Raw genomic sequence first — 21,934 nt, forward strand, 5'->3', positions numbered from 1 at the left:
CCAGGTTGAATGGATTCAGCAACCTCAGTCTGGCCTCAGACCCGGTCGCTATCCACTCCCCATGGAATCTTCGCTGCGCTCGCAATGACGAAGTGCGAGCAATAGCACCCGCTATCGCAAGTCCAGAACGCGTTGCTATGCACTTCGCGCTGCAGCGAGAGCCGGCGATCTACCGGCAGGACAATCCGGCATCGATCGTGGTCCAGAAGCCGCAATGTTCCGGTGCAGCCATCGGCGCGCCGGCGTGGGCCTCAAAGAGCAGGATCGCGATGGTGAAGACGACCAGTGCGGAGGAAAACAGGAAGAAGCGGTTCATCATGATGAATGGCGTTTAGCTGACATCATGGTCGAACTATGACCGGCGACGCTGAATGAAACCTGAAACCGGCGCGTTACACGATTCGTAGCTCTACGCTGTCGGCCATGACGACCTGTGCAGGGCGGTGCTCGATGCGGGGCTGTCCGCTACGACGTTGTTCCTCGGGCGGCCCCGCTTGGGGAACTGCCGGCCCGCCCTCCCCTCACCGCGCCAGCCATTCCGCGACCTGCTTCTGCGAATCCGCGCGGGCCTCGGTGTCGGTTCCGACATGGCCGCGATCGGGCGTTGCCACGTCGGGGCTGGTGGCAGGCGCGTGCAGCGGGAGGTTGGCGCGGTCGAAATCGTGATAGGCGCCGGGATAGACCACGATGCGTGCGAGCGCGCTGCGGCCGTAGGCGCCGTCCACCATCTGGCGGCAGGCCGGCGGCGAGGAGATGTCATCCTTGCCGCCGATCAGGAGCAGAGTCGGCACGCGCGTGCTCCAGCCGAGCCCCGCCGAAATGCGGCAGTCCGGATAGAACGCGATCGCGGCGCGAAAATCCGGCGCACCATCGCGGCCGGCGTTTTGCGGGCGCACGGCCCAGAGCAGCGCGCTCGCACCATTGGCCCAACCGATCAGGCTGACGCGATCGCGCGCGACCCAGGGCTGCTTCATCAGCCAGCCGCGTGCCGCCGCGATGTCGGCAACGCGCTCGCGCCGCGCCTTGACGTGCACGTCCTTGACGCGGCATTGCGGCCCGACTTCGCGCGAGCCGTAGCTGTCGGGCCAGAGCACCGCGTTGCCGGCCTTGAGCAGTTGCTCGGTCCAGTCGCGGTAGCGCGGCAGCACGGGATCGGAATGACCGCCAAGGCCGCCGCAGCCGTGCAGCGCGATCACGGTCGGAAACGGGCCATCGCCATCGGGCTTGTAGAGCTGCGCGTGCAGTGCTCCCGAGCCAAGCGGAATCTCGATCGCCTGCGGCGCGGGCGCGGCGCGCGCGACCGACATCAGGAGCATTGCGAAGAGAATGGTGAACGGAAGGCGCATCGGAGACTGCCGGGTCATGAGCGGACCGGGACCAACGATCCTTCGCCGCAAAATTATCACGCGGAAATGCCTGCAAAACATCACAAATCGGTGGGTTTAACGGGCGGACAAGCGACCCCATCTATGCTAGATTGAAATCAACCAAATCACGCCCCTCACGCGGGCTTCCACGGAGACGATCGACCGTGCTGAACAAGTTCGGCCCCTCGGGCCATGGCGAGGCGCAGGTGCAATATCTGGACGGCGATTTTCGCGTGATCTCGCCGGGGACTTATGTGCGCTGCGCCGTGACCGACACGCGGATCCCTCTCGACGAGCTGAAATACTGGAGCGTCGACCTGCAAGAGGCCTACGCCCAACCGACCGCCGTGCTGCAACGGCATTTTCCGCGCGCGCTGACGTCGCAGGAGTGATGGCCGCGCTGGCGGCGACGGCGATGGACGACAGTTCACGCGAATTCTCCCGTTCGAGCCTGCATCGATAGGCAGCATTCGATGAATGGCGGCTGAATGGGGATTGCGCAGGGTGGGCAAAGGCGCGCAGCGCCGTGCCCACCATCTTTCCCTAACCGAGACAGAAAGTGGTGGGCACGCTTCGCTTTGCCCACCCTACAAACTGCAATTCAGCGCCCGCTACAAACTGCAATTCAGCGCGCCGCGAACCTGCTCTCTCTTGCCCTGAACAGGCGGTCGCTGACGAAACGGCGCAGGCCCGGCATATCGTCGAATTCGAGCGTGACGGCGAACGACACGATGTCGGGGCTGAGGCCCGCCATGCCGCGCAGGCGCGCGAGGTCCTTCTCGGTGGTGACGAGCGTGAGCTGCTCGCGTCTTGCCTCATCCACCATCGCATCGATCTCGGCCTTCGAGAACATGTGATGATCGGCGAAAGGATGCGCGCGCGCGACGTCGATGCCACTGGCACGCAGCGTCCGGAAGAAGCGCTCGGGATCGCCGATTCCGGCAAAGGCGAGCACCGGCTTGCCGAACAGCCGCGCGACCGATACAGCCTCCGGCTTCAGACGCGCGCGCAGCACCGGTTTTCCGCGCGCGGCGATTTCGGCGGCGATGCCGTCCACGGCCTGTCCGTCGCCGATCAGAACAAGCGCGTCGGTGCGCGACATCTGCATCTTCAGCGGCGCGCGCAGGGGCCCTGCGGGAAACACCTCGCCGTTGCCGATCCCGCGCACGCCGTCGATCACGATGAGCGAGGCATCCTTCTGGATGCGCGGATTCTGAAAGCCGTCGTCCATCAGGATCACGGTCGCGCCCTGCGACCTCGCAAGCGCAACACCACTGATGCGGTCGCGCGCCACCGCGACCGGCACCTCGCGCACCATCATCAGCGGCTCGTCGCCGACATCGGCCGCGCTGTGCCTGGCAGCATCGACTATCACCGGGCCCTGCAAGCGCCCGCCATAGCCGCGGCTGAGCACGACCGGAGCTTCGCCGAGCGCGCGCAAGAGTTTGGTCAGGGCCAGCACCGTCGGCGTCTTGCCGGCGCCCCCGACATGATAGTTACCGACGCAGAGCACGGGAATGCCGGCATCAAAGCCCTTGCGCATCATGCGGCGCTCCGCGACCGCGCCATAGAGCGCACCGAGCGGCCGTAAAAGATGCGACTTGAACGAACGTGGCCGGTACCAGAAGGCCGGCTCACGCATTGGCGGCTCCCATCTCGAGCCGGAGCTGAAGCAGATAGGGTTCGAGGGCCACGAGCGTGCGATCCAGCGCGCCGCCGAGCTGCTCCACCACGCCATGGCCGGCGCGCTGCATCTTGTCGCGCACGGCGGGATCCGCGAGCAACTGGCCGAGCTGCTTCACCAGCGCCTCCTGGCTGTCGGCGACGCGCGCGCCGCCGCTTTGGTCGAGCGCCTCATAGAGCTCGCTGAAGTTGGAGACGTTCGGCCCGTGGACGATGGCGGCGCCGAGCTTGATCGCCTCGATCGGATTCTGGCCGCCATGCCCGATCAGCGATTTGCCCATGAACACGATCGGAGACAGGCGGTAGAACAGGCCGAGCTCGCCCATGGTGTCGGCGACATAGATGTCGGTCGCAGCCGTCGGCAGCTCCTCGCGCGAGCGCTGGCCCGGCTTCAGGCCCGCGGCCGTGATCAACCCCGATATCGACGAGCCGCGATCCGGATGACGCGGCACGATCACGGTCAGCAGCGAAGGAAAGAAACCAGTGAGCGTGCGATGCGCCGAGATCAGCATCTCGTCCTCGCCCGGATGGGTCGAGGCCGCGACGATGATGGGACGTCCCCGCGTCACCGCCATCAGCCGCTCGAGCTTTGCGGGATCTGCGGGCGGGGCCGGCACGTCGAGCTTGAGGTTGCCCGTGATCGCGACGTTCTGGCTGCCGAGCGCGGCAAAGCGCTCCGCATCGGTCTTCGACTGCGCGAGGCAGATGTCGAACTTGGAGAGCAGCGCCGAGATCGTGCCCTGCACCCGCCGCCAGCGCGGGAAGGAACGCGGCGACATCCGCCCGTTGATCAGGACCATCGGCACGCGCCGCGCGGCGCCCGCCAGAATCAGGTTCGGCCACAGATCGGATTCGATGAACAAAGCGAGCGACGGCTGCCAGTGATCGAGGAAGCGCGCGACATAGCGCGGCGAGTCATACGGCACGTATTGATGGATGACGTCGGGCGGAAAGCGCTTGGCCACCATCGCGGCCGAGGTCACCGTGCCCGATGTCAGCAGGATCCGCAAATTGAGGTCGCGTAGCCGCTCGACGAGCGCCGCTGCGGCCAGCACCTCGCCGACGCTGGCGCCGTGGATCCAGACCAGCGGGCCATGCGGCCGCACGTCCTCGCTGAGGCCGCGCCGTTCGCCGACGCGGGCCGGGTCTTCCTTGCCCTGCTTGAGCCGGCGCTTGATCAGCGCAGGCGCGAGCGGCACCAGGCCGGACGACAGCCGCTGGTACATCCGCAGCGTCATCGGCAGCGAATTAGGCATGGTCCGGTTCCGGGCGGCCGAGTTGGGCATAGGCGAGGCGGGTCGCTTCGTTCAACGTCTCCTCCAGCTCCTGCCGCAGCGCCTCCATGGTGGCGGCGTCGGCGTCCGGAGGGACGTTGATTTCCTTGATGCCCACCAATGCGCCTCGCCCAAATGGCAAATTGATGGTGGTGCGATCCCAGTTCTTGAGCCGGATGAAGCGGCTGGTCGCCATCGCGAAAGGCATGATCGGCCGCCCCGATTCCCGTGCCAGCATGATGATGCCGAGCCCGGCGACGCGCGCGCGCTTCGGGACATCGGCCGTCAATGCCACATTATAGTTGTCCTGGAGCGCCTGCACCATTTCCCTGAAAGCGCCGACGCCACCTTTACGGTGGAAGGCGCCGCCATGGTCGCCGGAGCCGCGGATGGTGCCGATGCCGAGCCGCTCCACCGCGATGGCGTTGAACTCGCCGTCGCGATGCCGCGAGATCAGCACCTTGGCCCGGTAGGACTCCTTGTTCTTGATGAACGGCGTCAGGAAATGCTGACCGTGCCAGAAGGCGAAGATCGCCGGGATCCGTGGCTCGACCTGGCCGTAGACGTCTGGCGGATCGAACGTAAACTTGTTGGTCCGCCAGACCAGACGCAGATATTCGGCCGCCAGGAAACCGGCGGCACGCTGAACGAAGCTGCTTCGCAGCGTATTGCGAAGCAGTCTCTTCAACGCGCCGGCTTCGGTTCTTGACCCGGGTCGAGCAGCCGGTGGAGATGGACGATGAAATAACGCATCTGCGCATTGTCGACCGTGCTCTGCGCCTTGGCCCGCCAGGCGGCGTGAGCGGTCGCATAGTTCGGGTAGAGGCCGACGATCTCGACGTCGTCCAGATTCTTGAACGTGTTGTGTTCGAGGTCGACGAGCTCGCCGCCGATGACGAGATGGAGCAGTTGTTGCGGGGCGCTATCTGACATGGGTTCTCTTCCTAACGGGCTGCCCGGCAAGCAGTGATCGATAAGCACGACGGACGCGCTCAGGGCAAGGGGCGCTTTCGAAAATGTGCGACAATGTTTGCATGACGGTCGCGGCCCGCGGCCACCAGCACCCCGTGCGCCACTTCCCGGCGATTATAGAGGAGGGGATCTCCGGAGAGGTCGCTCATCCTACCATCCGCTTCCTGCACGATCAAATCGGCCGCCGCAAGGTCCCAGTCATGGCTGTTGCCCCCCGCAAAAGCCGCATCGAGCGCGCCATGGGCAACCCGGCAGAGGCGGAGCGCCAGCGAACCGATTCGCGGATGCAGCTTGATCTCGCCCAGTGACGGCTTGAGGCGCTCGACCAGCGGCTTCGGTCCGGCAACCCGGGAGAAATCGAGCTCTGAGCCTTCCGTCGCCCGCACCGGCACATCGTTCAAGGTCGTGCCGCGTCCGCGCGCGGCGAAGAAGAACTCGCCGCTCGTCGGCGCAAAGACAGCGGCGAGAATGGGCGATGCATCCTCGACCAGGGCCACGCTGACGCACCAGTCGTCATGACCATTGAGATAGTTGCGCGTGCCGTCGATGGGATCGACGACCCAGACCAGCCGCCGCTTCAGCCGCGTCTCGTCGTCGGCGCTCTCCTCCGAGAGCCAGCCATAGTCAGGTGTCGCACCGCGCAGGCGCGCCTCGAGGAGATCGTTGACGGCGATGTCGGCTTCGGAGACCGGCGAGGAGGCGCCCTTGATCCACTTCTTCAGCTCGGTGCGGAACATCGCATGAGCGAGGCTCCCTGCTTCCCGCACCGTCTCCTTCAGCAGCGCCGCGTCGCGTGTCAGGATGGTCTCGCCGATCGTGCTCGCGTCAACGTCCGCCAAGCGTCAGACCCTCGATGCGCACCGTGGGCGCATTGATACCGTAGCGGAACTCGAGATCGTTGGCCGGCTGCATTGATTTGAAAATCTCGAACAGATGGCCCGCGATCGTGACCTCGCTGACGGGATAGGTGGTCTTGCCGTTCTCGATCCAGAAGCCCGAGGCGCCGCGGCTGTAGTCGCCGGTGACGCCGTTGACGCCGGAGCCGATCAGGTCGGTGACGTAGAAGCCCTGCTTGATGTCGGAGATCAGCTCGGCCGGCGTCGGCGTTCCCGCTTCGAGATGCAGATTGTACGGCCCCGGCGAGGGCGAGGAGGAGACGCCGCGATGGGCGTGGCCGGTGGTCTGAAGCCCGAGCTCGCGCGCGGTCGCGCAGTCGAGCAGCCAGGTCGTCAGCACGCCCTCGTCGACCAGCGCCTGGCTCTTCACCGCGACGCCCTCGGCGTCGAAGGTCTGCGAGCGCAGGCCGCGCTTGCGCAGCGGATCGTCGATGATGCGGATGTTCCTGGCAAAGAGCTGCTGGCCGAGCTTGTTCTTCAAGAAGCTGGTCTTGCGCGCGATCGAGGCGCCATTGATGGCGCCGACGAGATGGCCGACCAGCGAGCCCGCGACGCGCGGATCGAACACGACGGGTACCTTGCAGGTCTCGACCTTGCGCGGATTGAAGCGCGCCACGGTGCGCTCGCCCGCGGAGCGGCCGACCGTTTCGGGCGACAGCAGATCGGCGGCATGCGGCGCCGAAGTGAAATCGTAGTCGCGCTCCATGCTCGTGCCTTCGCCGGTAATCGCGGTCGCCGAGATGCCCTGGCTGGAGCGGAGGTAAGAGCCTTGGAAGCCGGTGCTCGTCACCAGCACCATGCCGCCGATGCCGGCGGAGGCCGACGCGCCGCCGGATTTCGTCACGCCTGTCACGGCGAGCGCGGCGGCTTCGGCTTCCAGCGCGCGCCGCTCGAGCTCGGCGGTGGCGGGCACGTTGGGATCGAGCAGGTCGAGATCGGGGAAGTCGCGCGCCAGCAGCGCGGGATCGGCGAGGCCGACATATTTGTCGAGCGGGGCGACCTTCGCCATCGCAACCGCGCGTTCCGCGAGCTTGGTCACGGCGTCGCCGCTGACGTCATTGGTCGAGACCACCGCCTGGCGCTGGCCGACCAGCACGCGCAGGCCGACATCATCGCCCTCGGAACGCTCGGATTCCTCGACGCGGCCGTCGCGGACCTCGACGCCCTGCGAGATGCCGCGCACGGCGACGGCATCGGCCGCGTCCGCGCCGGCACGCTTGGCTGCCTCAACCAGCCGCTGCGCGAGATCTGACAGCGCGGATTGATCGAAAAGGTCGCGGTTGGCCTTGGACGAAAGCGTCGAGCTTGCGGATGGTGAAGCGTTCACGAACGAAATCCTGTCGGGATTGGCGGTTTCGAAGCCAGTTGCGGCCAAACCAACCAGATGTGCCCAATTGGAGCGGACTTCAAGCATTTTCAGGTCACGAAAAGCTCAGATTCTCGCCTTTCGCGCAACGTCCCGTCAATCATGCGCGCCAAGGTCTTGTCAATCATGCTGGGCGGTGACGCCTCCTTAACCAGCCTTTTTAAGCCGTTTCAGCAACCTGTCGCGCTAAGGTCCTCGCATCGACCGGGAACATAATCCCGGCGGGGAGACTTACGAGCCGTGAGGCGTCAAACAGCAACAAGCGGGGCCAATCCCGCCGGGTCGAGCCGCTCCTTGCGGCTCGACCCTCTTTCTCTGCCGGTCCGTTTCGATGCGCATGATCCGCGCGCCGACGGCCACGTCAGGCACATCGAGCTTCATCGCGAACGCGTCGTGCTGCGCCGTGCCGTGCGCGGCATGCAGATGGCCGTCAATGTCCGCGTCAGCGATTTCATCGGCATTGCGCTACGCGGCATCGACGACGCGCAAATGCTCGTCCTCGTGCATCGCGATCCTTCGCTTGCCGTTCCGCTTCTCGTCAGCGCCGACGCCGACGAGATCGCGAAGGCATGGACGATGTGGAGCGAGATCTTCGCCCTGCCCCAGCTGGACGAAGCCAAACGCGATCCCGCAGCCCGGCGCCGCCGCCGCAACGCGATCCGCGATCGCCGTCCGAAATTTCTGGTACGCCGGCGCGCCGGCGTCGCGCGCGAGCTGCCGGTCCATCGCGACGAGCGCGAGATCATCGCGAGGAATTGACGGTGCCATAGGGTGGGCAAAGCGAAAGCGTGCGCACCTCTTCTGTCGCAATCGTGGAAAGATGGTGGGCACGGCGCAAGCGCGCCTTTGCCCGCCCTACGATGCCCGCATCACCGCGTCGGCAAGCAGCCCCGCAAACAGCAGCAACCCCGCATGCTTGTTCGACTTGAACAGGCGAAGGCAGAGCGCCCCGTCGCTGATGTTCAACCGCTTGACCTGCCAGGCCAGATGCGCGGCAAAGGCGGCGAGCCCGAGCCAGGCCGGCCAGCGTACGTCCGCGGAGGCAAAGGCGACGCCGATCAGCATCACCGCGAGCCCGTAGAACATGATCAGCGCCTGATGCGTGTGCGCGCCGAACAGGCGTGCGGTGGACTTGACGCCGATCAGCGCATCGTCTTCGGCGTCCTGATGCGCATAGATCGTGTCATAGCCGATCACCCAGGCGATCGAACCGGCGTAAAGCACGAGCGCCGTCGGATCGACGCGCGCGAAGGTGACGGCAAAGCCCATCAGCGCGCCCCAGGAGAAAGCGAGGCCGAGGAAGACCTGCGGCCACCAGGTGACGCGCTTCATGAAGGGATAGATGGCGACGATCACGAGAGAGGCGATGCCGGTCATGACCGCAAAGCGGTTGAACTGGAGCAGCACGATGAGGCCGACCAGCGCCTGCGCGACCAGGAAGGCCAGCGCCTGCTTCACGGTGATTTGTCCCGCGGGCAGCGGCCGCGAGCGCGTGCGCTCGACCCTGGCATCGAGGTCGCGGTCGGTGATGTCGTTCCAGGCGCAGCCGGCGCCGCGCATGACGAAGGCACCGATGAAGAACAGGACGATCGTAAGCGGCAGATGACGAACATCGCGTGCGATGCCGGCGGCCAACGCCGCCGACCACCAGCACGGCATCAACAGCAGCCAGGAGCCGATCGGGCGATCGTAGCGGGACAGCCGCAAATAAGGCTGCGCCCATTGCGGCGCGATTGTATCGACCCAGTTGCCGGTGGAATCGGCAACGCGGGCGGATGCGCTAGTGCCCGGTTTTCGAAGTTCGTATTCCATCGCAATGCATTCCGGTACGAACTTCGAAAACTATAAGATCACTCGCTAGAAATCATAGTTCACGTGCCGCCGATTTGAAGTTCCGATGAGGTCTCGCGGCAAGCACCGTAGGAACTTCAAATCCGCGGCACACGCCTCATCGGGTCAGGACGTTGCCGTTGAGCGTGTCGAAGGTGTTGCCGCCCTTCTTGGCGGCGTTGGCTTCGGGCGCCGACCCGGAGCCCACCACTTCGCTCAGGGATGGGCCGGCCGGCCCGCGCTGCTTGATCTGCTGCGCCACCTGGCAGACCTTGTTCTGCATGCCCTCGCTGTTCTTGTGCCCGGCCTTCAACTGCTCGCTGATCTGCTGAGGAATTCCGCATTTGGCGGCGTTGGCCTCGACATATCTCATCATCTTCACTTCGGCCTGGACGAAACTGCCAATCAGCTTGCAGGCCTCATCCGGCGGCGCATGGCGATCGCTTGCGGCTTTGATCAGCTTGCCGCGCTTCTCCGTCTCGTCCCGCAGCGCCATGAAGGCCTTCATGCACTGCTCGGCGCCGGCGCTGGGCGCGCTCGGCGACGCGGCGCTGAAGCCGCCCCCGCCGACCGGCGGGGCGCCATTGGTCGGGAACGAAGCCTGCGGTGGGGCCCCGATGCTGGCGACCGGCGCGCGGCCGTTGACCGGCGGAAAAGCGGAATCGTTCGCGGGGGCCGCAGCCTGGCCGGGCAGCGGCGCGGGGAACGCGCTCTGCGCCTGGACGCTGGCCGCGCCCATCGCCACCATGGCGGCAGTGATCGGAACCATCAAACGACGGATCATCAAGGCTGTATCTCCGGCAGGATCCACAGGGGGGGGGTGGCGCCTTCCCAATTGAAGCGCAACCGGCGTTTTCGCGCTTTTACGATTCCTGCCGGACCTTAACAACCCGTCGAATAGGGCAAGAGCGCGGCGCGGGGACGCACGCTGAAGGCAATATTTACCCCCAAATCCCTGCTTTCGGTTAAGAACGCCGCAAACCGGACCCTGAACGCATGCCTTCCCACGACTTCCGTGCCCCCCGCCTGTTCGTCGAGGCCGACCTCATCCAGGACGCCCGGGTCGCGCTCGACCGTGACCAGAGCAATTACCTCGGCAACGTGCTGCGGCTTGGCGCCGGCGATCCCATCCTGGCGTTCAACGGCCGCGACGGCGAATGGCAGGCCGCGATCGAGGGCCGCAAACGCCCCGATGCCCTGGTGATCCTCCAGCAGACCCGCACGCAGGATAACCTGCCTGACCTCGCCTACGTCTTCGCTCCGCTCAAGCATGCGCGGCTGGATTACGTCGTCCAGAAAGCGGTGGAGATGGGCGCCTCGACCCTCCAACCGGTGGTGACCCGCTTTACCCAGGCCTCGCGCGTCAATGGCGAGCGCATGCGCGCCAACGTCATCGAAGCGGCCGAGCAGTGCGGCATCCTGAGCCTTGCGACCGTGGCCGATCTGGTTCCGCTCGAGCGCTTCCTCAGCCAGCGCGCCGCACAGCGGCTCCTGGTGTTTTGCGACGAGGCGGCGGAGACAGAAAACCCGATCGAGGCCCTGAAAACGGCGCGCGATGCGGCTCAGGGCATCGACGTGCTGATCGGCCCCGAGGGCGGATTTGCCGAGGAGGAGCGCGTCCTGGTGCTGCGCCAGCCCCATACCCTGCGCCTGGCCCTGGGTCCGCGGATCCTGCGGGCCGATACCGCGGCGGTAGCGGCCCTTGCACTCGTCCAGTCCGTGCCTGTCTCTTATACACATCACGGACCTCATCATGACCGCGACTGCCACCTCAAATGCTGCCGGCTCCGCCGCCTGGGCGGATACGCTGCTGTTGTCGTTCGCGCAGGCCGGTTACGTCCACGCCGAGCCCCCGATTCTCCAGCCGGCCGAGCCGTTCCTGGATCTCTCCGGCGAGGACATCCGCAAGAGCCTGTACCTCACCACCGACCCGACCGGCGAGGAACTCTGCCTGCGCCCGGACCTGACGATTCCCGTGGCCCGCGATTACCTCGCCTCGGGAAGCGCCGGCGAGCCCGCGGGCTTCAGCTATCTCGGCCCGGTGTTTCGCTACCGGAGCGGCCGTCCGAGCGAGTTCCTGCAAGCCGGCATCGAATCCTTCGGCCGCCAGGACCGCGCCGCGGCCGACGCCGAGATGCTCGCACTGGCGCTGGAGGCGACCGCAGCCTTCGGCGTTCGCGACGTCGAGATCCGCACCGGCGACGTGGCTCTGTTCAATGCCGTGATCGACGCGCTCGACCTATTTCCGGTCTGGCGGCGCCGGCTGATCAAGGATTTCAATCGCAAGATCAGCCTCGAGCAGGATCTGGGACGCCTCTCGATTGCAACCGCCACCACCCGCAACGAATATGAGGGAGTGCTGGCGGCCCTAGCCGGCTCCGACCGCAAGGCGGCGCTTGCGCTGGTCACCGACCTGATGTCGATCGCCGGTACCACCAATGTCGGGGGCCGCACGACGGCCGAAATCGCCGACCGCTTCCTGGAGCAATCCACCCTGAAGAGCGGCGCCCTGCCGCCCGAGGCGCTGACCGTGCTCAAGCGCTTCCTGTCGATCTCAGGCAATCCGGATCAGGCGGTCGCCGAGCTGCGCGCGCTCGCCCTGGACACCAGGCTGGATATCTCGGCGGCGATCGACCTGTTCGAGAACCGCGTCGGCTTCATGGCCGCGCGCGGCATCGACGTGAAGGAGACGCGTTTCTCGACCTCGTTCGGACGCGGTCTCGACTACTACACCGGCTTCGAGTTCGAAGTGCATCACAGGGGCAATGGCGTTGAGCCGCTGGTCGCTGGCGGCCGCTACGACGGCCTGATGACCCAGCTCGGATCGCAGACGCCGATCCCCGCGGTCGGCTTCTCGGTCTGGGTCGATGCGCTCGCCACGATCGGCCGCAAGGGAGCTTAAGTCATGAGCGCGCCGTTCGTTCTGGCCGTTCCGTCCAAGGGCCGCCTCCAGGAAAACGCCGAAGCCTTTTTCGCCCGCGCAGGGCTGACGCTGTCGAAGGCGGGCGGTGCGCGCGATTATCGCGGCACCATCGCCGGCCTCGACAATGTCGAGATCGCCTATCTCTCGGCCAGCGAGATCGCCTCGCAGCTGGCCCGCGGCATGGCGCATCTCGGCGTCACCGGCGAGGATCTGGTGCACGAGAACATTGCGGATGCCGACAAGCGCGTCGCGCTGATCGAGCGGCTCGGCTTCGGCTATGCCGACGTCGTGGTCGCCGTGCCGCAGGCCTGGATCGATGTCCGCACCATGGCCGATCTCGACGACGTCACCACCGGCTTCCGCGAGCAGCACCACCGGCGGATGCGGGTCGCGACCAAGTTCATCAACCTCACGCGGGCGTTCTTTTCGAGCCACGGCATCGTCGACTACCGGATCGTCGAAAGCACCGGCGCGACCGAAGGCGCGCCTGCGGCCGGTACCGCCGAGCTGATCGTCGACATCACCACGACCGGCGCCACGCTTGCCGCCAATGGCCTGAAGATCCTCGACGACGGTGTCATGCTGCGCAGCCAGGCCAATCTGGTCGCCTCCAGGGACGCCGACTGGTCGCCGGAGGCGCGGGAGACGGCGCGCGTGATCCTCGATCACATCGCGGCCCGGGCGCGGGCAAACCAATACCGCGAGGTCCGCACCCGCTTCCGGCAGTGCGATGCACCATTGCTGAGCGAGGCCCACCGGAATTTCGGCGTGGAAGCGCCGTTCGGCGGGCCGACCTCGTCGGGGATGTTGACGCTGCACTGTCCACCCGCAAAACTCTATGCGCTGGCGAGTTTCCTGCGCGACCATGGCGCCGAGACCGTCTCGGTGGTCTCGCTCGACTACGTCTTCGACCGCGAGAACCCGCTGTTCGCCAAGCTCGAGGCGTTCCTGCGGCAGTGAGGCGCGGGGATCCCTTGGGGCGCGTTCAGCGTAGCGACAGCAAACGACAGCTACCATATGCCGTTCGAACGAGTTTTGAGTGCTCTGGAACCTTGATCGATGACGCTGGGCTCTGACGTTTCCGCCCTGACCACCACCGCAACGAGCGCCGCGGCCAAAGGGCTGTCGATTGTCGTGCCGGTTTATAACGAGGCGGCGGGCCTTGCCTCGCTGCACCAGCGGCTCTGCGATCTCGCCAGGACGCTGCGGGACCGCTATCGCCTCGCTTGCGAGGTCGTCTATGTCGACGACGGCAGCGCCGATTCGACGCTTGCGATCGCCCGCGCGCTGCCGGCCGACGCGATCGATGTGCAGGTGGTGTCGCTGTCGCGCAATTTCGGCAAGGAGGCGGCGCTGATGGCCGGCCTCGACCATGCCCGCCGCGGCGCCGTGATGTTCATGGACGGCGACGGCCAGCATCCGCCGGCGCTGGTGGAACAGCTCGTCGGGCACTGGATCGATGACGGCTACGACGTTGTCTATACCGCCAAGGCGCATCGCGACAACGAGCCGTTCCTGCGCCGGCTCGCCGTGCACGGCTTCTACGCGCTGATCAATTGGGGCGCCCGGCAGAAGATCCCTGAAGACGCCGGCGACTTCCGCCTGCTGTCGCCGCGCGCAGTCGCAGCGCTGCGGCAACTGCCCGAGCGCAACCGCTTCTTCAAGGGGCTCGCAAGCTGGATCGGCTTCCGCCAGATCCGCGTCGACTACGAACCCGCGGCACGCGCCCATGGCGTGACCACCTTCAATGCGGCGCGGCTGCTCGGACTCTCGATCGAGGGCCTGACCTCGTTCTCGGTGGCCCCGTTGCGCTTTGCCAGCCTGCTCGGCGTCGTGCTCGCCGGCGTTGCCTTCCTGTTCGGCCTCTCCATCCTCTGGGAGGTCTTCACCACCGGCAAGCAGGTGCCCGGCTATCCCTCGCTCGTGGTCGGCCTGATGACGATCGGCGGCGTGCAGCTCATCATGATCGGCATCGTCGGCGAGTATATCGGCAAGATCCTGTCCGAGCTGAAGGCGCGCCCGATCTACTTCGTCGCCGAGCACAGCGAGAAGCGTGTCGAGACCGGCAACGCCGACGACGCCTCGAGCCGGACGGCGGCCGAATGAACGAAGCGGCGAAGCCGCGGCGTATCTGGCTCTGCGCCGACGATTACGGGATCAGCGCGGGCGTCAACCGCGCCATTCGCGACCTCATCGAACGCAGCCGTCTCAATGCGACATCGGTGATGATGCCGGGACCTGCAATCGGTCGCAGCGAGATCGACGCGCTGGAAGCGTCTCGGACGAAAAGCTCGCGCTGCGCGATCGGATTGCATGTCACGCTGTCGGCACCGTTCCGCCCGCTGACCATGCATTTCCGCCCGCTCGAAGGCGACATGTTCTTGGCCTTCCCAAAGCTGCTGCGTGCGGGACTGATGCGGCGGCTCGACCGTGAGATCATTTACGCGGAGGTGAAGGCTCAGCTCGCGGCCTTCACGCAGGCGTTCGGACGCGCGCCTGATTTCGTCGACGGCCATCAGCATGTGCAGCTCTTTCCGCAGGTGCGCGATGGCTTCGTCGCCGCAATCCGCGACGCCGCGCCAGAAGCCTGGGTGCGCCAGGGCGGCCGCGAGTTGCCGCTTGCACAGCGGCTCGGCTCGCCGAAAGCGCTGGTGCTGGATGTCCTGAGCGCGCAATTCCGCCGCCGCGCGCGGCAGGCCGGTCTCGCGTTCAACCCTGGCTTCGCTGGCGCCTATGATTTCACGCGCGACGAGACTGATTTCGGCAAGCTGATGGGCGAGTTCATCGCGGACCTGCCGGACGGCGGTCTCGTGATGTGTCATCCCGGCTTCGTCGACGAGACGTTGCGGAGCCTCGATCCAATGACTGATGTCCGCGAGCGCGAACACAGATACCTCGCAAGCGAGGCATTCCCTCAGCTCCTGGCAGCGAACAACGTGACATTGGCATGAAACCGCGGGCCGCAAGGGATCGGGCAGCTTGTCGCATACCGAAATTTAATCCGCGACCTACTGTTGGCGCCACAATGGAACCCTACATCTTCGGCGCGCTTGGTTCGCGCAAGGGAGATCGATCATGACGCCGCAAGAACGCCAGCTCGTCGACGAGCTTTTCGACCGGCTTTCCAAGCTTGAAAATGCACCGCGCGATCCGAATGCGATCGCCGCGATCAATGACGGCCTGAACAAGGCGCCCAACGCCATGTATGCGCTGGTGCAGACCGTTCTGCTCCAGGACGAGGCGCTGAAGCGCGCCAACGCCCGCATCCAGGAGCTGGAGGCCGCACATGCGCCTGAGCAGGCGCAGTCCGGCGGCTTCCTGGATTCCATGCGCGACACCCTGTTCGGCGGTGGCCAATCGCGCGGCTCGGTTCCGAACGTGCCGCAACGCGAGCAGCGACCGGTCTGGAACTCCGGCCAGGCGATGCAACAGGCCCAGCCGCCCGGCTACGGCCAGCCGCCTTACGGGCAGCAGCAGGGTTACGGCGCGCCGCCCTTCGGTGGTGGCGGTGGCGGCGGTTCCTTCCTTGGCACCGCGGCAGCTGCCGCGGCCGGCGTCGTCGGCGGCTCGATGCTGCTCTCCGGCATCCGCAACATGATGGGCGGGATGGGCGGATCGCATCAGGCTTTTGGCGACACCACGATCATCGAGGAGCGCGGTGGCGGCGGCAGCCCGTGGGGCGGCAGCAGCGACCAGTCCGGCGGCTCGCTCGCGCGCGATGCCGGCGTCAACGACATCGGCTCCAACCGCGGCCGCGATGATTCCCACCAGGGCCTCTTCGACCAGGCGTCGAACGATCAGAACGACGATCAGCAGGACTACGACGACGACAACACCGACATGGCCGACGACAGCGATTTGGGCGGCGATGACGACGGCGGTAGCGATTACGCCTAAGCAACGTCACCATCAAATGCAAAACGGCCGCCTTTCGGCGGCCGTTTTCGTTTCGCGGCTCTCGCGGCGATCACATCACCACGACCCTGGTGCCGACATTGACGCGGCCATAGAGGTCGATGACATCCTCGTTGCGCATGCGGATGCAGCCGGAGGAAACGTTGGTGCCGATGGTCCAGGGCTCGTTGGAGCCGTGGATGCGGTAGAGCGACGAACCCAGATACATCGCGCGCGCGCCGAGCGGATTTTCTGGACCGCCCTCCATGTGCCGCGGCAGGTCGGGACGGCGTGCGATCATTTCCGCTGGCGGCGTCCAGGCCGGCCATTCGCGCTTGGCCGTGATCGCCTTTACGCCCGACCAGGTGAAGCCTGGGCGGCCGACGCCGATGCCGTAGCGCAGCGCCTTGCCGTTGCCTTCGACCAGATAGAGGAACTTGTTGGGCGTATCGACGACGATGGTGCCGGCGCCTTCCCTGCCCTCGTAGGCGACAAGCTGTTTTTCGAACTTCGGATCGAACTGACGCGAGCGCGGATCGACGGCTTCCGCCTGCGGCACTGCGCCCTGCATCTGCGGCTCGCCCATCGGCGGCAACTGGCGCTGGTCGTAATAGGCCGGCTGCTGCTGATACGTCGGCTGCTGCTGCGGATAGTAGCGCTGGCCCCGCTCCTCGCCGCCGAACAGGAATTCGATGAAGCCGCCGCCCATGTTGGCATTGGAGGCGACGCGCACCGGCTGCGGCGGAACCTGCGGCGCATAGAGCACGGCGGGCGGATCGGATGGCACGGTGTTGTCGAAGGCGGCGGCGCGGTCGATCCCGGCAACAAAGGTGCATGCGCTGCCGAGCAGCGCGACAGACATTTTCTTGAACATCGACGTACTCTGTACTGTTTCGTCTGGTGCGTTCATCGCGGCAGGCTCAGACTGGCCCTTCGCGATGCGGCCCACTTAAAATCAAAAGCCGTTTGGTTTGGTAAACGGAAACCGTGTTTTGATTCACCACGTCGCGAACATCAGCCCCTTTTGCCCGCTAGCGTTTATTTTCGGTGAACGGCTGATACGCATGGTTAATCGCTGGTGTGCGCGCGAATTGCGAGCAATCGCAAAGCAGTTCCCGCCGTGAACGTCGTGTTAAATCCCTTCTGTCTACAAAGACCGCGTGAGTGAGGTGGGGGGAGTTCCAATATGGCTGTTCACCGCAAACGTTTTCGCGTCGAGGAAGCAATCGTCGGCGAGATGCCCAGTCCAGAGATGATCGACGAGGCTGCTCCGATGCACAGCGAGATCATGGCCGAGCTGCGCGCGATCCGCGCGCAGATGGCGCGCAACAGCCACGCCGGGCACGCCTCGCTCCCGCCGAGCGAAACCGTCATGGCCCAGGAAGTCGCCGACGCACGCGCGATGCTGGAGACCTACCGCGCCCAGATCGAACAGTGCGAGAAGCTGAAGGTCGAGCTCGACCTCATCCACGATGCCATCAGCCGAACCAAGCGCGAGATCGCTGTGCTGCACGGCAAGAGCTTCAACGGCGAGGAGATGGCCAAGGTCAATGGCGAGCTCGGCGCGGTGGTCGGCGGCACCGAGCAGGCGACCCAGCAGATCCTCGAAGCGGCCGAGTCGATCGACCAGGCCGCGAGCGCGCTCTCCAAGGTGGACTCGGTCGACCAGCAGAAGCGGCTTGCCGACGACATCCAGGAACGCGTCATCTCGATCTTCGAGGCCTGCAACTTCCAGGACCTGACCGGTCAGCGCATCAGCAAGGTGATGGGCACGATGAAGTTCATCGAGCAGCACATCAATGCGATGATGGAGATCTGGGGCGGCGTCGACGCGATCAAGGCCCACGCGCCGCCGATCATCGACACCCGCGATGAAGACGCCAAGCTCCTCAATGGCCCGAAGCTCGCCGGCGACGTCGGCCACGCCTCGCAGGACGACATCGACGCCCTGTTCGACTGACCGGACGGGACATAGAGAGAAGCAAAACGCCGGCGCCAAGCCGGCGTTTTTGTTTTCGAACCTCACCGCAAATCCAGACACCGGCACCCTCGCCCGCAAGGGGACAGGGGAGGAAGCGTGCCCGTGGTTAATCTCGCTTCAACGGCCTTCGCAGGCGCCGCATGGCGCATCCACGGCCCGTTTACGCATCGCGCCCTATCGTTTCTCTCAAGGACCAATCCATAGGGGGAAACCATGGGACATCGTACCCGGCCGACGGCCGCGGAAGACTTCGCGCCCGCCGATCTCTTGCAAGGACTTCTGGTGATCTCGTCGTTCGGCTTCTGGGCCGTGATGCTCGGCCTGATGCCGGTGCTGCTGTTTCGCGTCTGGCTCGCGGGCTGACGCGAAATAGTTAATCCGCGGTAGCGTCCGTGTTCCAATTGTGCGGGAGCCAGCGAGGCGGATGTTAAAACGTTTCTAGTATCACTCGCGCCCGCAAGCGAAGAACTCGCGGGGGGCGTTTAGTGAATACTCGAAATGATATGGCGCCTGGTTATCCGGCCGCCGAGCAGCAGGGCTTTACCACCGAGGACATCCTCTGGGCCGCCGGCATCTGGTCGGTGATCCTCACGCTGTCACCGGTGATCGTGTTCTACATGCTGATGGTGGCGTAGTGCTTGATCTCGAGATTCCGGGTTCGCCCTTCGGGCGCCCCGGAATGACAACGGAAGACCGAAAACGCAAAACGCGCGGGCCAACCGCGCGTTTTTCGTTGCCCAGGAAAAATGAACAATAAAAACTACGCGGCCTGCTTGTGCATTGCGCCGGATGCCGACGCCGTGCCACGGATTGCCTTGACTGAACGCTCGATCGCGGCCCACAGCCTTGCGATCTCCTGCGCGGCGCGGCTCTCCGCCTGATATTCCCGCGCGCCCTCGCCGTGGCTCAGCGCCATCAACAGATCCGAGCGGTTGGTGATCTGGCCGCCCCAGACCGGGGCGCGGAATTTTGCGAGCGCCTCGCGGGCGATGGTGACGATCGGGCTTTCGGCTTCGTCGCGGCGGGCGGGTGCGCCGTTGAGCACGACTGCGTAGGGCTTGCGCGCGGCGCGGCACATCTGGATGGTTTCCTGCACCGCGTTGACGTCGAACACGCCAGGCCGTGCCGGAATGACCACCATGGTTGCGTTCTTGATCGCGTCGTCGACCACGGCCGAAAGGTTCGGCGGCGTGTCGATCAACACCCATTCATAGCCGTCGCGCTTGGCAGCGGAGACGATGCCGCTGACCGAGTTGACGGCGGCCTTGATCGGCGGCTCGTTGGTGCCACGCAGCTTGTGCCACAGCGTGAGCGAGCCCTGCGGATCCGCGTCTACCAGCAGAACCTGTTTGCTCGCCTTGATCTGCGCGGCGAGATGTGCAGCAAGGGTACTCTTGCCCGAGCCGCCTTTACGCGATGCAAAAACAATAACGTTCATACCCTTGGCCTCCAGATTGACCCCAGGTCGCGAAAATGAATCAGCGCGCTGATTCGTGAAAGAAAAATTTACCGGGAGTTGCGTCACCGCCACGAAATAAAGGGCGTGTTGGCTTTTGAGTCACACTGCACGCGACGTCGTGGACATGAATTGCCATGAATGGCCGTTCGCCACGGCAAATCCTGCGTTTTTCAAGCAATCGTTCGGGAAGCGGCGGCACGCAACCTGCCCGAGCAAATCGATTCCCGACTCTTTTCGGCCGGGCGAAGGCGGAATTGCTGCATGGAGCTCGCCGAGTGACGCGTGAACAAAAGGAGTCCTTCGGCCAACATCACACATCATCACTGAGTCATTTTTACTCAGCCCGCCGCGAACTCCTTCCCCTCCTCCCATAGGGAGAAGTCGATTTGCGTCTGGCGATGCCCAGCATCGTCCGGCGCAAATCGGGTGAGGGATTGAGGTCCCACGAGAGAGTGAAACCCCTCACCCGCGCCTTCGGCGCGACCTCTCCCCATGGGAGAGGTGGAAAACGCGGCTCGCGGTTGGCGCCTCAGGTATCGTCGGCCTTGGGCTTCTTCTTGCCGGACTTGCTGCTCGCCGTCGTCTTCTTCGCGGCCGGCTTGCTCGAGATCTTCTTCCTTGCCACCGGCTTGATGTTGACGGGCTGGCCGGCTGCTGCCGCGTCGGGTTCCGGTCCCTGGCGGAAGAATACCGCGCACTGCGGCGAGAGCTGCGACTTTTTCTGGATCATGCAGGCGGTGATGGCATCGACGTTGGGCACGAACTCGCCGCACAACCGCATCGCATCGGGTGTGCAGGCCTGCTGCTGCTCCGGCGTATAGGCCTGGCTGGTGGCGGGCTGGACGGTGAAAGCCAGCGCGATCGCAGAGATCGCGGCAGCCAGGAACTTCTCGAAATGAAACGCCGGCATGATCCCCCCAATCTTTCCGAGTCGAAGGGAATAGTGGGTGAACGCTTCCGCGTTGGCAACCGAGCCGCGAGGCGAAAACCGCGAGCTGTGCGCTCCCTGCAACAGAAGACGCCAAGGCGATGCCTTGGCTATGGCGGAGCGCCCGGTGGGGCTCTTTCCAAGTGTCCCGTTGCGGAGACACGCTCTCCCCGGCCCTCTCCCGCAAGCGGGAGAGGGAGCGCCGCCCGCCTCCAACAAAAATCTCGAAAACAACCCCATGCAAAGTAGCCGGCGCGATCCGCGCGGACTCTTACGGATTTTACGAAATTCATTTGACACGTCGGGCAAATCACCGGCATTATGCCATCATCGACGGGTGTGGGGTGGTCAGCGGATATCCCCTCGAGGCGAGGACCGCATGGCTATCGTGTTGATCGTCGCGCCGGTGTTTGCCCTGATCGCGGCCGGCTATGTGGCGGTGCTGTTTCGCTTCGTCTCCGAGAGCGCACACAAAGGCATCTCCGAATTCGCCTTCAGCATCGCCATCCCCGCGCTGCTCTTCCGCACCATCGTCGTCTCGGAATTCCCGCATCTGAGCGCCTTCAGGATGTGGGGCGCCTATTACGGGGCGCTGGCAATCACCTGGCTCGCGGCGCTGGCGCTATCGGCCCTGCTGCGCGAGCGGCGCGAGGACCGCGAGGACGGCGTCGTGCTCGCGATCGGCTCGGTCTATGGCAACATCGTCATGCTCGGCATTCCGCTCACACTCTCGGCGCTGGGCAACGAGGCCGCGGGGCCGATGGCGCTCATCCTGTCGGTGAACACGCCGCTGCTCTGGCTCTGCGGCACGCTTCAGATGGAGCTGGTCGACCGCAAGCAGAAGGGCTCGGCGCTATCGATCATCCTGCCGGTGATTCTGGATCTTGCGCGCAACCCGATCATGCTGGCGATCGGTTTTGGCCTTATCTGGCGCCTCACCGGCTTCGGCCTGCATCCGGTCGTCGACAAGACGATCGAGCTGCTCGCGCAGGCGGGATCCCCGGCGGCGCTGATCGCGCTCGGCATCAACCTGTTCCGCTTCGAGATCAAGGGCGAGAAGCTCGGCATCGTCGTGATGTGCGCGCTCAAGCTGCTGGCGATGCCGGCGGCCGCCTTCCTGCTGGCAAAACTGTTGGGCCTGCCGCCGCTGGCGGCCGGCGTGGTCGTGCTGTTCGCGGCGATGCCGACCGGCGCGAATGCCTACATCTTTGCGGTTCAGTATCAGCGGCTGGTGAACCCGGTGTCGGGCGCCGTTGCTCTGGGAACGCTGCTGGCGGCGGTGACGTTGCCGGTGGTCGTGCTACTCGTCGCGCATCTGCAATAGCGGACCGAGCAAAAAATCAAAAGGCGCACACTCAGTG

General features: G+C 65.2%; 24 protein-coding genes and 1 pseudogene. 13 read left to right on the top strand and 12 right to left on the bottom strand.

Going from position 1 to position 21,934, the window contains the following annotated elements; genetic code table 11:
• Positions 1–335: hypothetical protein (locus SO180_RS00005; protein WP_449376798.1), on the top strand; the 335-nt coding region annotated here is incomplete at its 5' end.
• Between the two features lie 186 nt (positions 336–521).
• Here SO180_RS00005 and SO180_RS00010 read toward each other — a convergent pair.
• The gene (locus SO180_RS00010) at positions 522–1,346 is read right to left on the bottom strand and encodes a dienelactone hydrolase family protein (protein ID WP_449376799.1); all 825 of its coding nucleotides are present in this window, start codon (positions 1,344–1,346) and stop codon (positions 522–524) included.
• A 185-nt stretch (positions 1,347–1,531) separates the two neighbouring features.
• Between SO180_RS00010 and SO180_RS00015 the strand changes: the two genes are divergently transcribed.
• Entirely contained in the window at positions 1,532–1,759 is a 228-nt protein-coding gene (locus SO180_RS00015) for a DUF2093 domain-containing protein (protein WP_449376800.1), read from the top strand.
• A 233-nt stretch (positions 1,760–1,992) separates the two neighbouring features.
• Here SO180_RS00015 and lpxK read toward each other — a convergent pair whose 3' ends face one another.
• From lpxK to SO180_RS00045, 6 genes are read right to left on the bottom strand one after another with little or no spacing between them, the layout of a single operon-like run.
• Positions 1,993–3,009 carry a tetraacyldisaccharide 4'-kinase gene (lpxK, locus tag SO180_RS00020; protein ID WP_449376801.1) on the bottom strand — a complete coding sequence of 339 codons (1,017 nt, stop codon included), beginning with the start codon at positions 3,007–3,009 and terminating at the stop codon, positions 1,993–1,995.
• Positions 3,002–4,336: a 3-deoxy-D-manno-octulosonic acid transferase gene (locus SO180_RS00025; RefSeq protein WP_449376802.1), complete on the bottom strand. Its 1,335-nt coding sequence runs from the start codon at positions 4,334–4,336 to the stop codon at positions 3,002–3,004. The genes lpxK and SO180_RS00025 overlap by 8 nt, the downstream gene beginning before the upstream one ends.
• The gene (locus tag SO180_RS00030) at positions 4,299–5,012 is read right to left on the bottom strand and encodes a lysophospholipid acyltransferase family protein (RefSeq protein ID WP_449376803.1); all 714 of its coding nucleotides are present in this window, start codon (positions 5,010–5,012) and stop codon (positions 4,299–4,301) included. Before SO180_RS00030 ends, SO180_RS00025 begins: the two co-directional genes overlap by 38 nt.
• Complete coding sequence (locus SO180_RS00035) at positions 5,009–5,257, bottom strand: DUF4170 domain-containing protein (protein WP_449376804.1); 249 nt, start codon at positions 5,255–5,257, stop codon at positions 5,009–5,011. The genes SO180_RS00030 and SO180_RS00035 overlap by 4 nt, the downstream gene beginning before the upstream one ends.
• Before the next feature lie 59 nt (positions 5,258–5,316).
• Positions 5,317–6,135 carry a 3'(2'),5'-bisphosphate nucleotidase CysQ gene (locus tag SO180_RS00040; RefSeq protein ID WP_449376805.1) on the bottom strand — a complete coding sequence of 273 codons (819 nt, stop codon included), beginning with the start codon at positions 6,133–6,135 and terminating at the stop codon, positions 5,317–5,319.
• On the bottom strand, positions 6,122–7,519 hold the full coding sequence (locus tag SO180_RS00045; protein WP_449376806.1) for a TldD/PmbA family protein: 1,398 nt from the start codon (positions 7,517–7,519) through the stop codon (positions 6,122–6,124). Before SO180_RS00045 ends, SO180_RS00040 begins: the two co-directional genes overlap by 14 nt.
• Positions 7,520–7,798: 279 nt before the next feature.
• Between SO180_RS00045 and SO180_RS00050 the strand changes: the two genes are divergently transcribed.
• Positions 7,799–8,317, top strand: a complete 519-nt coding sequence (locus SO180_RS00050; protein ID WP_449376807.1) for a DUF6101 family protein — start codon at positions 7,799–7,801, stop codon at positions 8,315–8,317.
• 96 nt (positions 8,318–8,413) lie between these two features.
• Here SO180_RS00050 and ubiA read toward each other — a convergent pair whose 3' ends face one another.
• Both ubiA and SO180_RS00060 read right to left on the bottom strand, forming a co-directional pair.
• Positions 8,414–9,370: a 4-hydroxybenzoate octaprenyltransferase gene (ubiA, locus tag SO180_RS00055; protein ID WP_449376808.1), complete on the bottom strand. Its 957-nt coding sequence runs from the start codon at positions 9,368–9,370 to the stop codon at positions 8,414–8,416.
• Positions 9,371–9,506: 136 nt separating this feature from the next.
• Positions 9,507–10,172, bottom strand: coding sequence for a hypothetical protein (locus SO180_RS00060; protein ID WP_449376809.1), 666 nt, complete (start codon positions 10,170–10,172; stop codon positions 9,507–9,509).
• 212 nt (positions 10,173–10,384) lie between these two features.
• Between SO180_RS00060 and SO180_RS00065 the strand changes: the two are divergent.
• From SO180_RS00065 to SO180_RS00090, 6 genes and pseudogenes are all read left to right on the top strand, one after another.
• Positions 10,385–11,110 (top strand): annotated as a pseudogene (locus SO180_RS00065) (16S rRNA (uracil(1498)-N(3))-methyltransferase); the annotation flags it as partial.
• Between the two features lie 31 nt (positions 11,111–11,141).
• The gene (locus tag SO180_RS00070; RefSeq protein WP_449376810.1) at positions 11,142–12,290 is read left to right on the top strand and encodes an ATP phosphoribosyltransferase regulatory subunit; all 1,149 of its coding nucleotides are present in this window, start codon (positions 11,142–11,144) and stop codon (positions 12,288–12,290) included.
• A 3-nt stretch (positions 12,291–12,293) separates the two neighbouring features.
• Positions 12,294–13,271 (top strand): ATP phosphoribosyltransferase, encoded by a 978-nt coding sequence (hisG, locus tag SO180_RS00075; protein WP_449376811.1) that lies wholly within the window; start codon positions 12,294–12,296, stop codon positions 13,269–13,271.
• 99 nt (positions 13,272–13,370) lie between these two features.
• Positions 13,371–14,417, top strand: a complete 1,047-nt coding sequence (locus SO180_RS00080) for a glycosyltransferase family 2 protein (RefSeq protein ID WP_449376812.1) — start codon at positions 13,371–13,373, stop codon at positions 14,415–14,417.
• Positions 14,414–15,262, top strand: coding sequence for a ChbG/HpnK family deacetylase (locus SO180_RS00085; protein WP_449376813.1), 849 nt, complete (start codon positions 14,414–14,416; stop codon positions 15,260–15,262). Before SO180_RS00080 ends, SO180_RS00085 begins: the two co-directional genes overlap by 4 nt.
• 124 nt (positions 15,263–15,386) lie before the next feature.
• Positions 15,387–16,208: a DUF2076 domain-containing protein gene (locus SO180_RS00090; protein WP_449376814.1), complete on the top strand. Its 822-nt coding sequence runs from the start codon at positions 15,387–15,389 to the stop codon at positions 16,206–16,208.
• 70 nt (positions 16,209–16,278) lie between these two features.
• Here the strand turns inward: SO180_RS00090 and SO180_RS00095 are convergent, their stop codons facing one another.
• Positions 16,279–17,079, bottom strand: a complete 801-nt coding sequence (locus tag SO180_RS00095; protein ID WP_449376815.1) for a L,D-transpeptidase — start codon at positions 17,077–17,079, stop codon at positions 16,279–16,281.
• A gap of 312 nt (positions 17,080–17,391) precedes the next feature.
• On the opposite strand from SO180_RS00095, the gene SO180_RS00100 reads away from it, so the two are divergent.
• The 3 genes from SO180_RS00100 to SO180_RS00110 all read left to right on the top strand — a co-directional run bounded on the left by SO180_RS00100 (position 17,392) and on the right by SO180_RS00110 (position 18,821).
• Positions 17,392–18,165 (top strand): protein phosphatase CheZ, encoded by a 774-nt coding sequence (locus tag SO180_RS00100; protein WP_449376816.1) that lies wholly within the window; start codon positions 17,392–17,394, stop codon positions 18,163–18,165.
• Between the two features lie 234 nt (positions 18,166–18,399).
• Positions 18,400–18,549 carry a hypothetical protein gene (locus tag SO180_RS00105; RefSeq protein WP_449376817.1) on the top strand — a complete coding sequence of 50 codons (150 nt, stop codon included), beginning with the start codon at positions 18,400–18,402 and terminating at the stop codon, positions 18,547–18,549.
• Positions 18,550–18,689: 140 nt separating this feature from the next.
• A complete protein-coding gene (locus tag SO180_RS00110; protein WP_449376818.1) occupies positions 18,690–18,821 on the top strand; it encodes a hypothetical protein in 132 nt (43 codons plus the stop codon).
• Positions 18,822–18,946: 125 nt separating this feature from the next.
• Here SO180_RS00110 and SO180_RS00115 read toward each other — a convergent pair whose 3' ends face one another.
• Positions 18,947–19,624: an AAA family ATPase gene (locus SO180_RS00115; RefSeq protein WP_449376819.1), complete on the bottom strand. Its 678-nt coding sequence runs from the start codon at positions 19,622–19,624 to the stop codon at positions 18,947–18,949.
• Between the two features lie 550 nt (positions 19,625–20,174).
• Positions 20,175–20,555: a hypothetical protein gene (locus SO180_RS00120; RefSeq protein WP_449376820.1), complete on the bottom strand. Its 381-nt coding sequence runs from the start codon at positions 20,553–20,555 to the stop codon at positions 20,175–20,177.
• 397 nt (positions 20,556–20,952) lie between these two features.
• Here SO180_RS00120 and SO180_RS00125 point away from each other — a divergent pair, with 397 nt between their 5' ends.
• Positions 20,953–21,897: an AEC family transporter gene (locus SO180_RS00125; RefSeq protein ID WP_449376821.1), complete on the top strand. Its 945-nt coding sequence runs from the start codon at positions 20,953–20,955 to the stop codon at positions 21,895–21,897.
• Positions 21,898–21,934 lie beyond the last annotated feature (37 nt).

This window comes from Bradyrhizobium sp. UFLA05-112 (assembly GCF_053572325.1).

What these genes read in the sequence shown, in the direction of transcription:
- hisG (WP_449376811.1), top strand. Translation starts at nt 12,294, where the DNA reads ATGAGCGCGCCGTTCGTTCTGGCCGTTCCGTCCAAGGGCCGCCTCCAG.
- SO180_RS00010 (WP_449376799.1), bottom strand. Translation starts at nt 1,346, where the DNA reads ATGCGCCTTCCGTTCACCATTCTCTTCGCAATGCTCCTGATGTCGGTC.
- SO180_RS00120 (WP_449376820.1), bottom strand. Translation starts at nt 20,555, where the DNA reads ATGCCGGCGTTTCATTTCGAGAAGTTCCTGGCTGCCGCGATCTCTGCG.
- SO180_RS00115 (WP_449376819.1), bottom strand. Translation starts at nt 19,624, where the DNA reads ATGAACGTTATTGTTTTTGCATCGCGTAAAGGCGGCTCGGGCAAGAGT.
- SO180_RS00125 (WP_449376821.1), top strand. Translation starts at nt 20,953, where the DNA reads ATGGCTATCGTGTTGATCGTCGCGCCGGTGTTTGCCCTGATCGCGGCC.
- SO180_RS00060 (WP_449376809.1), bottom strand. Translation starts at nt 10,172, where the DNA reads ATGATCCGTCGTTTGATGGTTCCGATCACTGCCGCCATGGTGGCGATG.
- SO180_RS00080 (WP_449376812.1), top strand. Translation starts at nt 13,371, where the DNA reads ATGACGCTGGGCTCTGACGTTTCCGCCCTGACCACCACCGCAACGAGC.
- SO180_RS00110 (WP_449376818.1), top strand. Translation starts at nt 18,690, where the DNA reads ATGGCGCCTGGTTATCCGGCCGCCGAGCAGCAGGGCTTTACCACCGAG.
- SO180_RS00085 (WP_449376813.1), top strand. Translation starts at nt 14,414, where the DNA reads ATGAACGAAGCGGCGAAGCCGCGGCGTATCTGGCTCTGCGCCGACGAT.
- SO180_RS00035 (WP_449376804.1), bottom strand. Translation starts at nt 5,257, where the DNA reads ATGTCAGATAGCGCCCCGCAACAACTGCTCCATCTCGTCATCGGCGGC.
- lpxK (WP_449376801.1), bottom strand. Translation starts at nt 3,009, where the DNA reads ATGCGTGAGCCGGCCTTCTGGTACCGGCCACGTTCGTTCAAGTCGCAT.
- SO180_RS00090 (WP_449376814.1), top strand. Translation starts at nt 15,387, where the DNA reads ATGACGCCGCAAGAACGCCAGCTCGTCGACGAGCTTTTCGACCGGCTT.
- SO180_RS00095 (WP_449376815.1), bottom strand. Translation starts at nt 17,079, where the DNA reads ATGTTCAAGAAAATGTCTGTCGCGCTGCTCGGCAGCGCATGCACCTTT.
- SO180_RS00100 (WP_449376816.1), top strand. Translation starts at nt 17,392, where the DNA reads ATGGCTGTTCACCGCAAACGTTTTCGCGTCGAGGAAGCAATCGTCGGC.
- ubiA (WP_449376808.1), bottom strand. Translation starts at nt 9,370, where the DNA reads ATGGAATACGAACTTCGAAAACCGGGCACTAGCGCATCCGCCCGCGTT.
- SO180_RS00105 (WP_449376817.1), top strand. Translation starts at nt 18,400, where the DNA reads ATGGGACATCGTACCCGGCCGACGGCCGCGGAAGACTTCGCGCCCGCC.
- SO180_RS00070 (WP_449376810.1), top strand. Translation starts at nt 11,142, where the DNA reads ATGACCGCGACTGCCACCTCAAATGCTGCCGGCTCCGCCGCCTGGGCG.
- SO180_RS00025 (WP_449376802.1), bottom strand. Translation starts at nt 4,336, where the DNA reads ATGCCCAACTCGGCCGCCCGGAACCGGACCATGCCTAATTCGCTGCCG.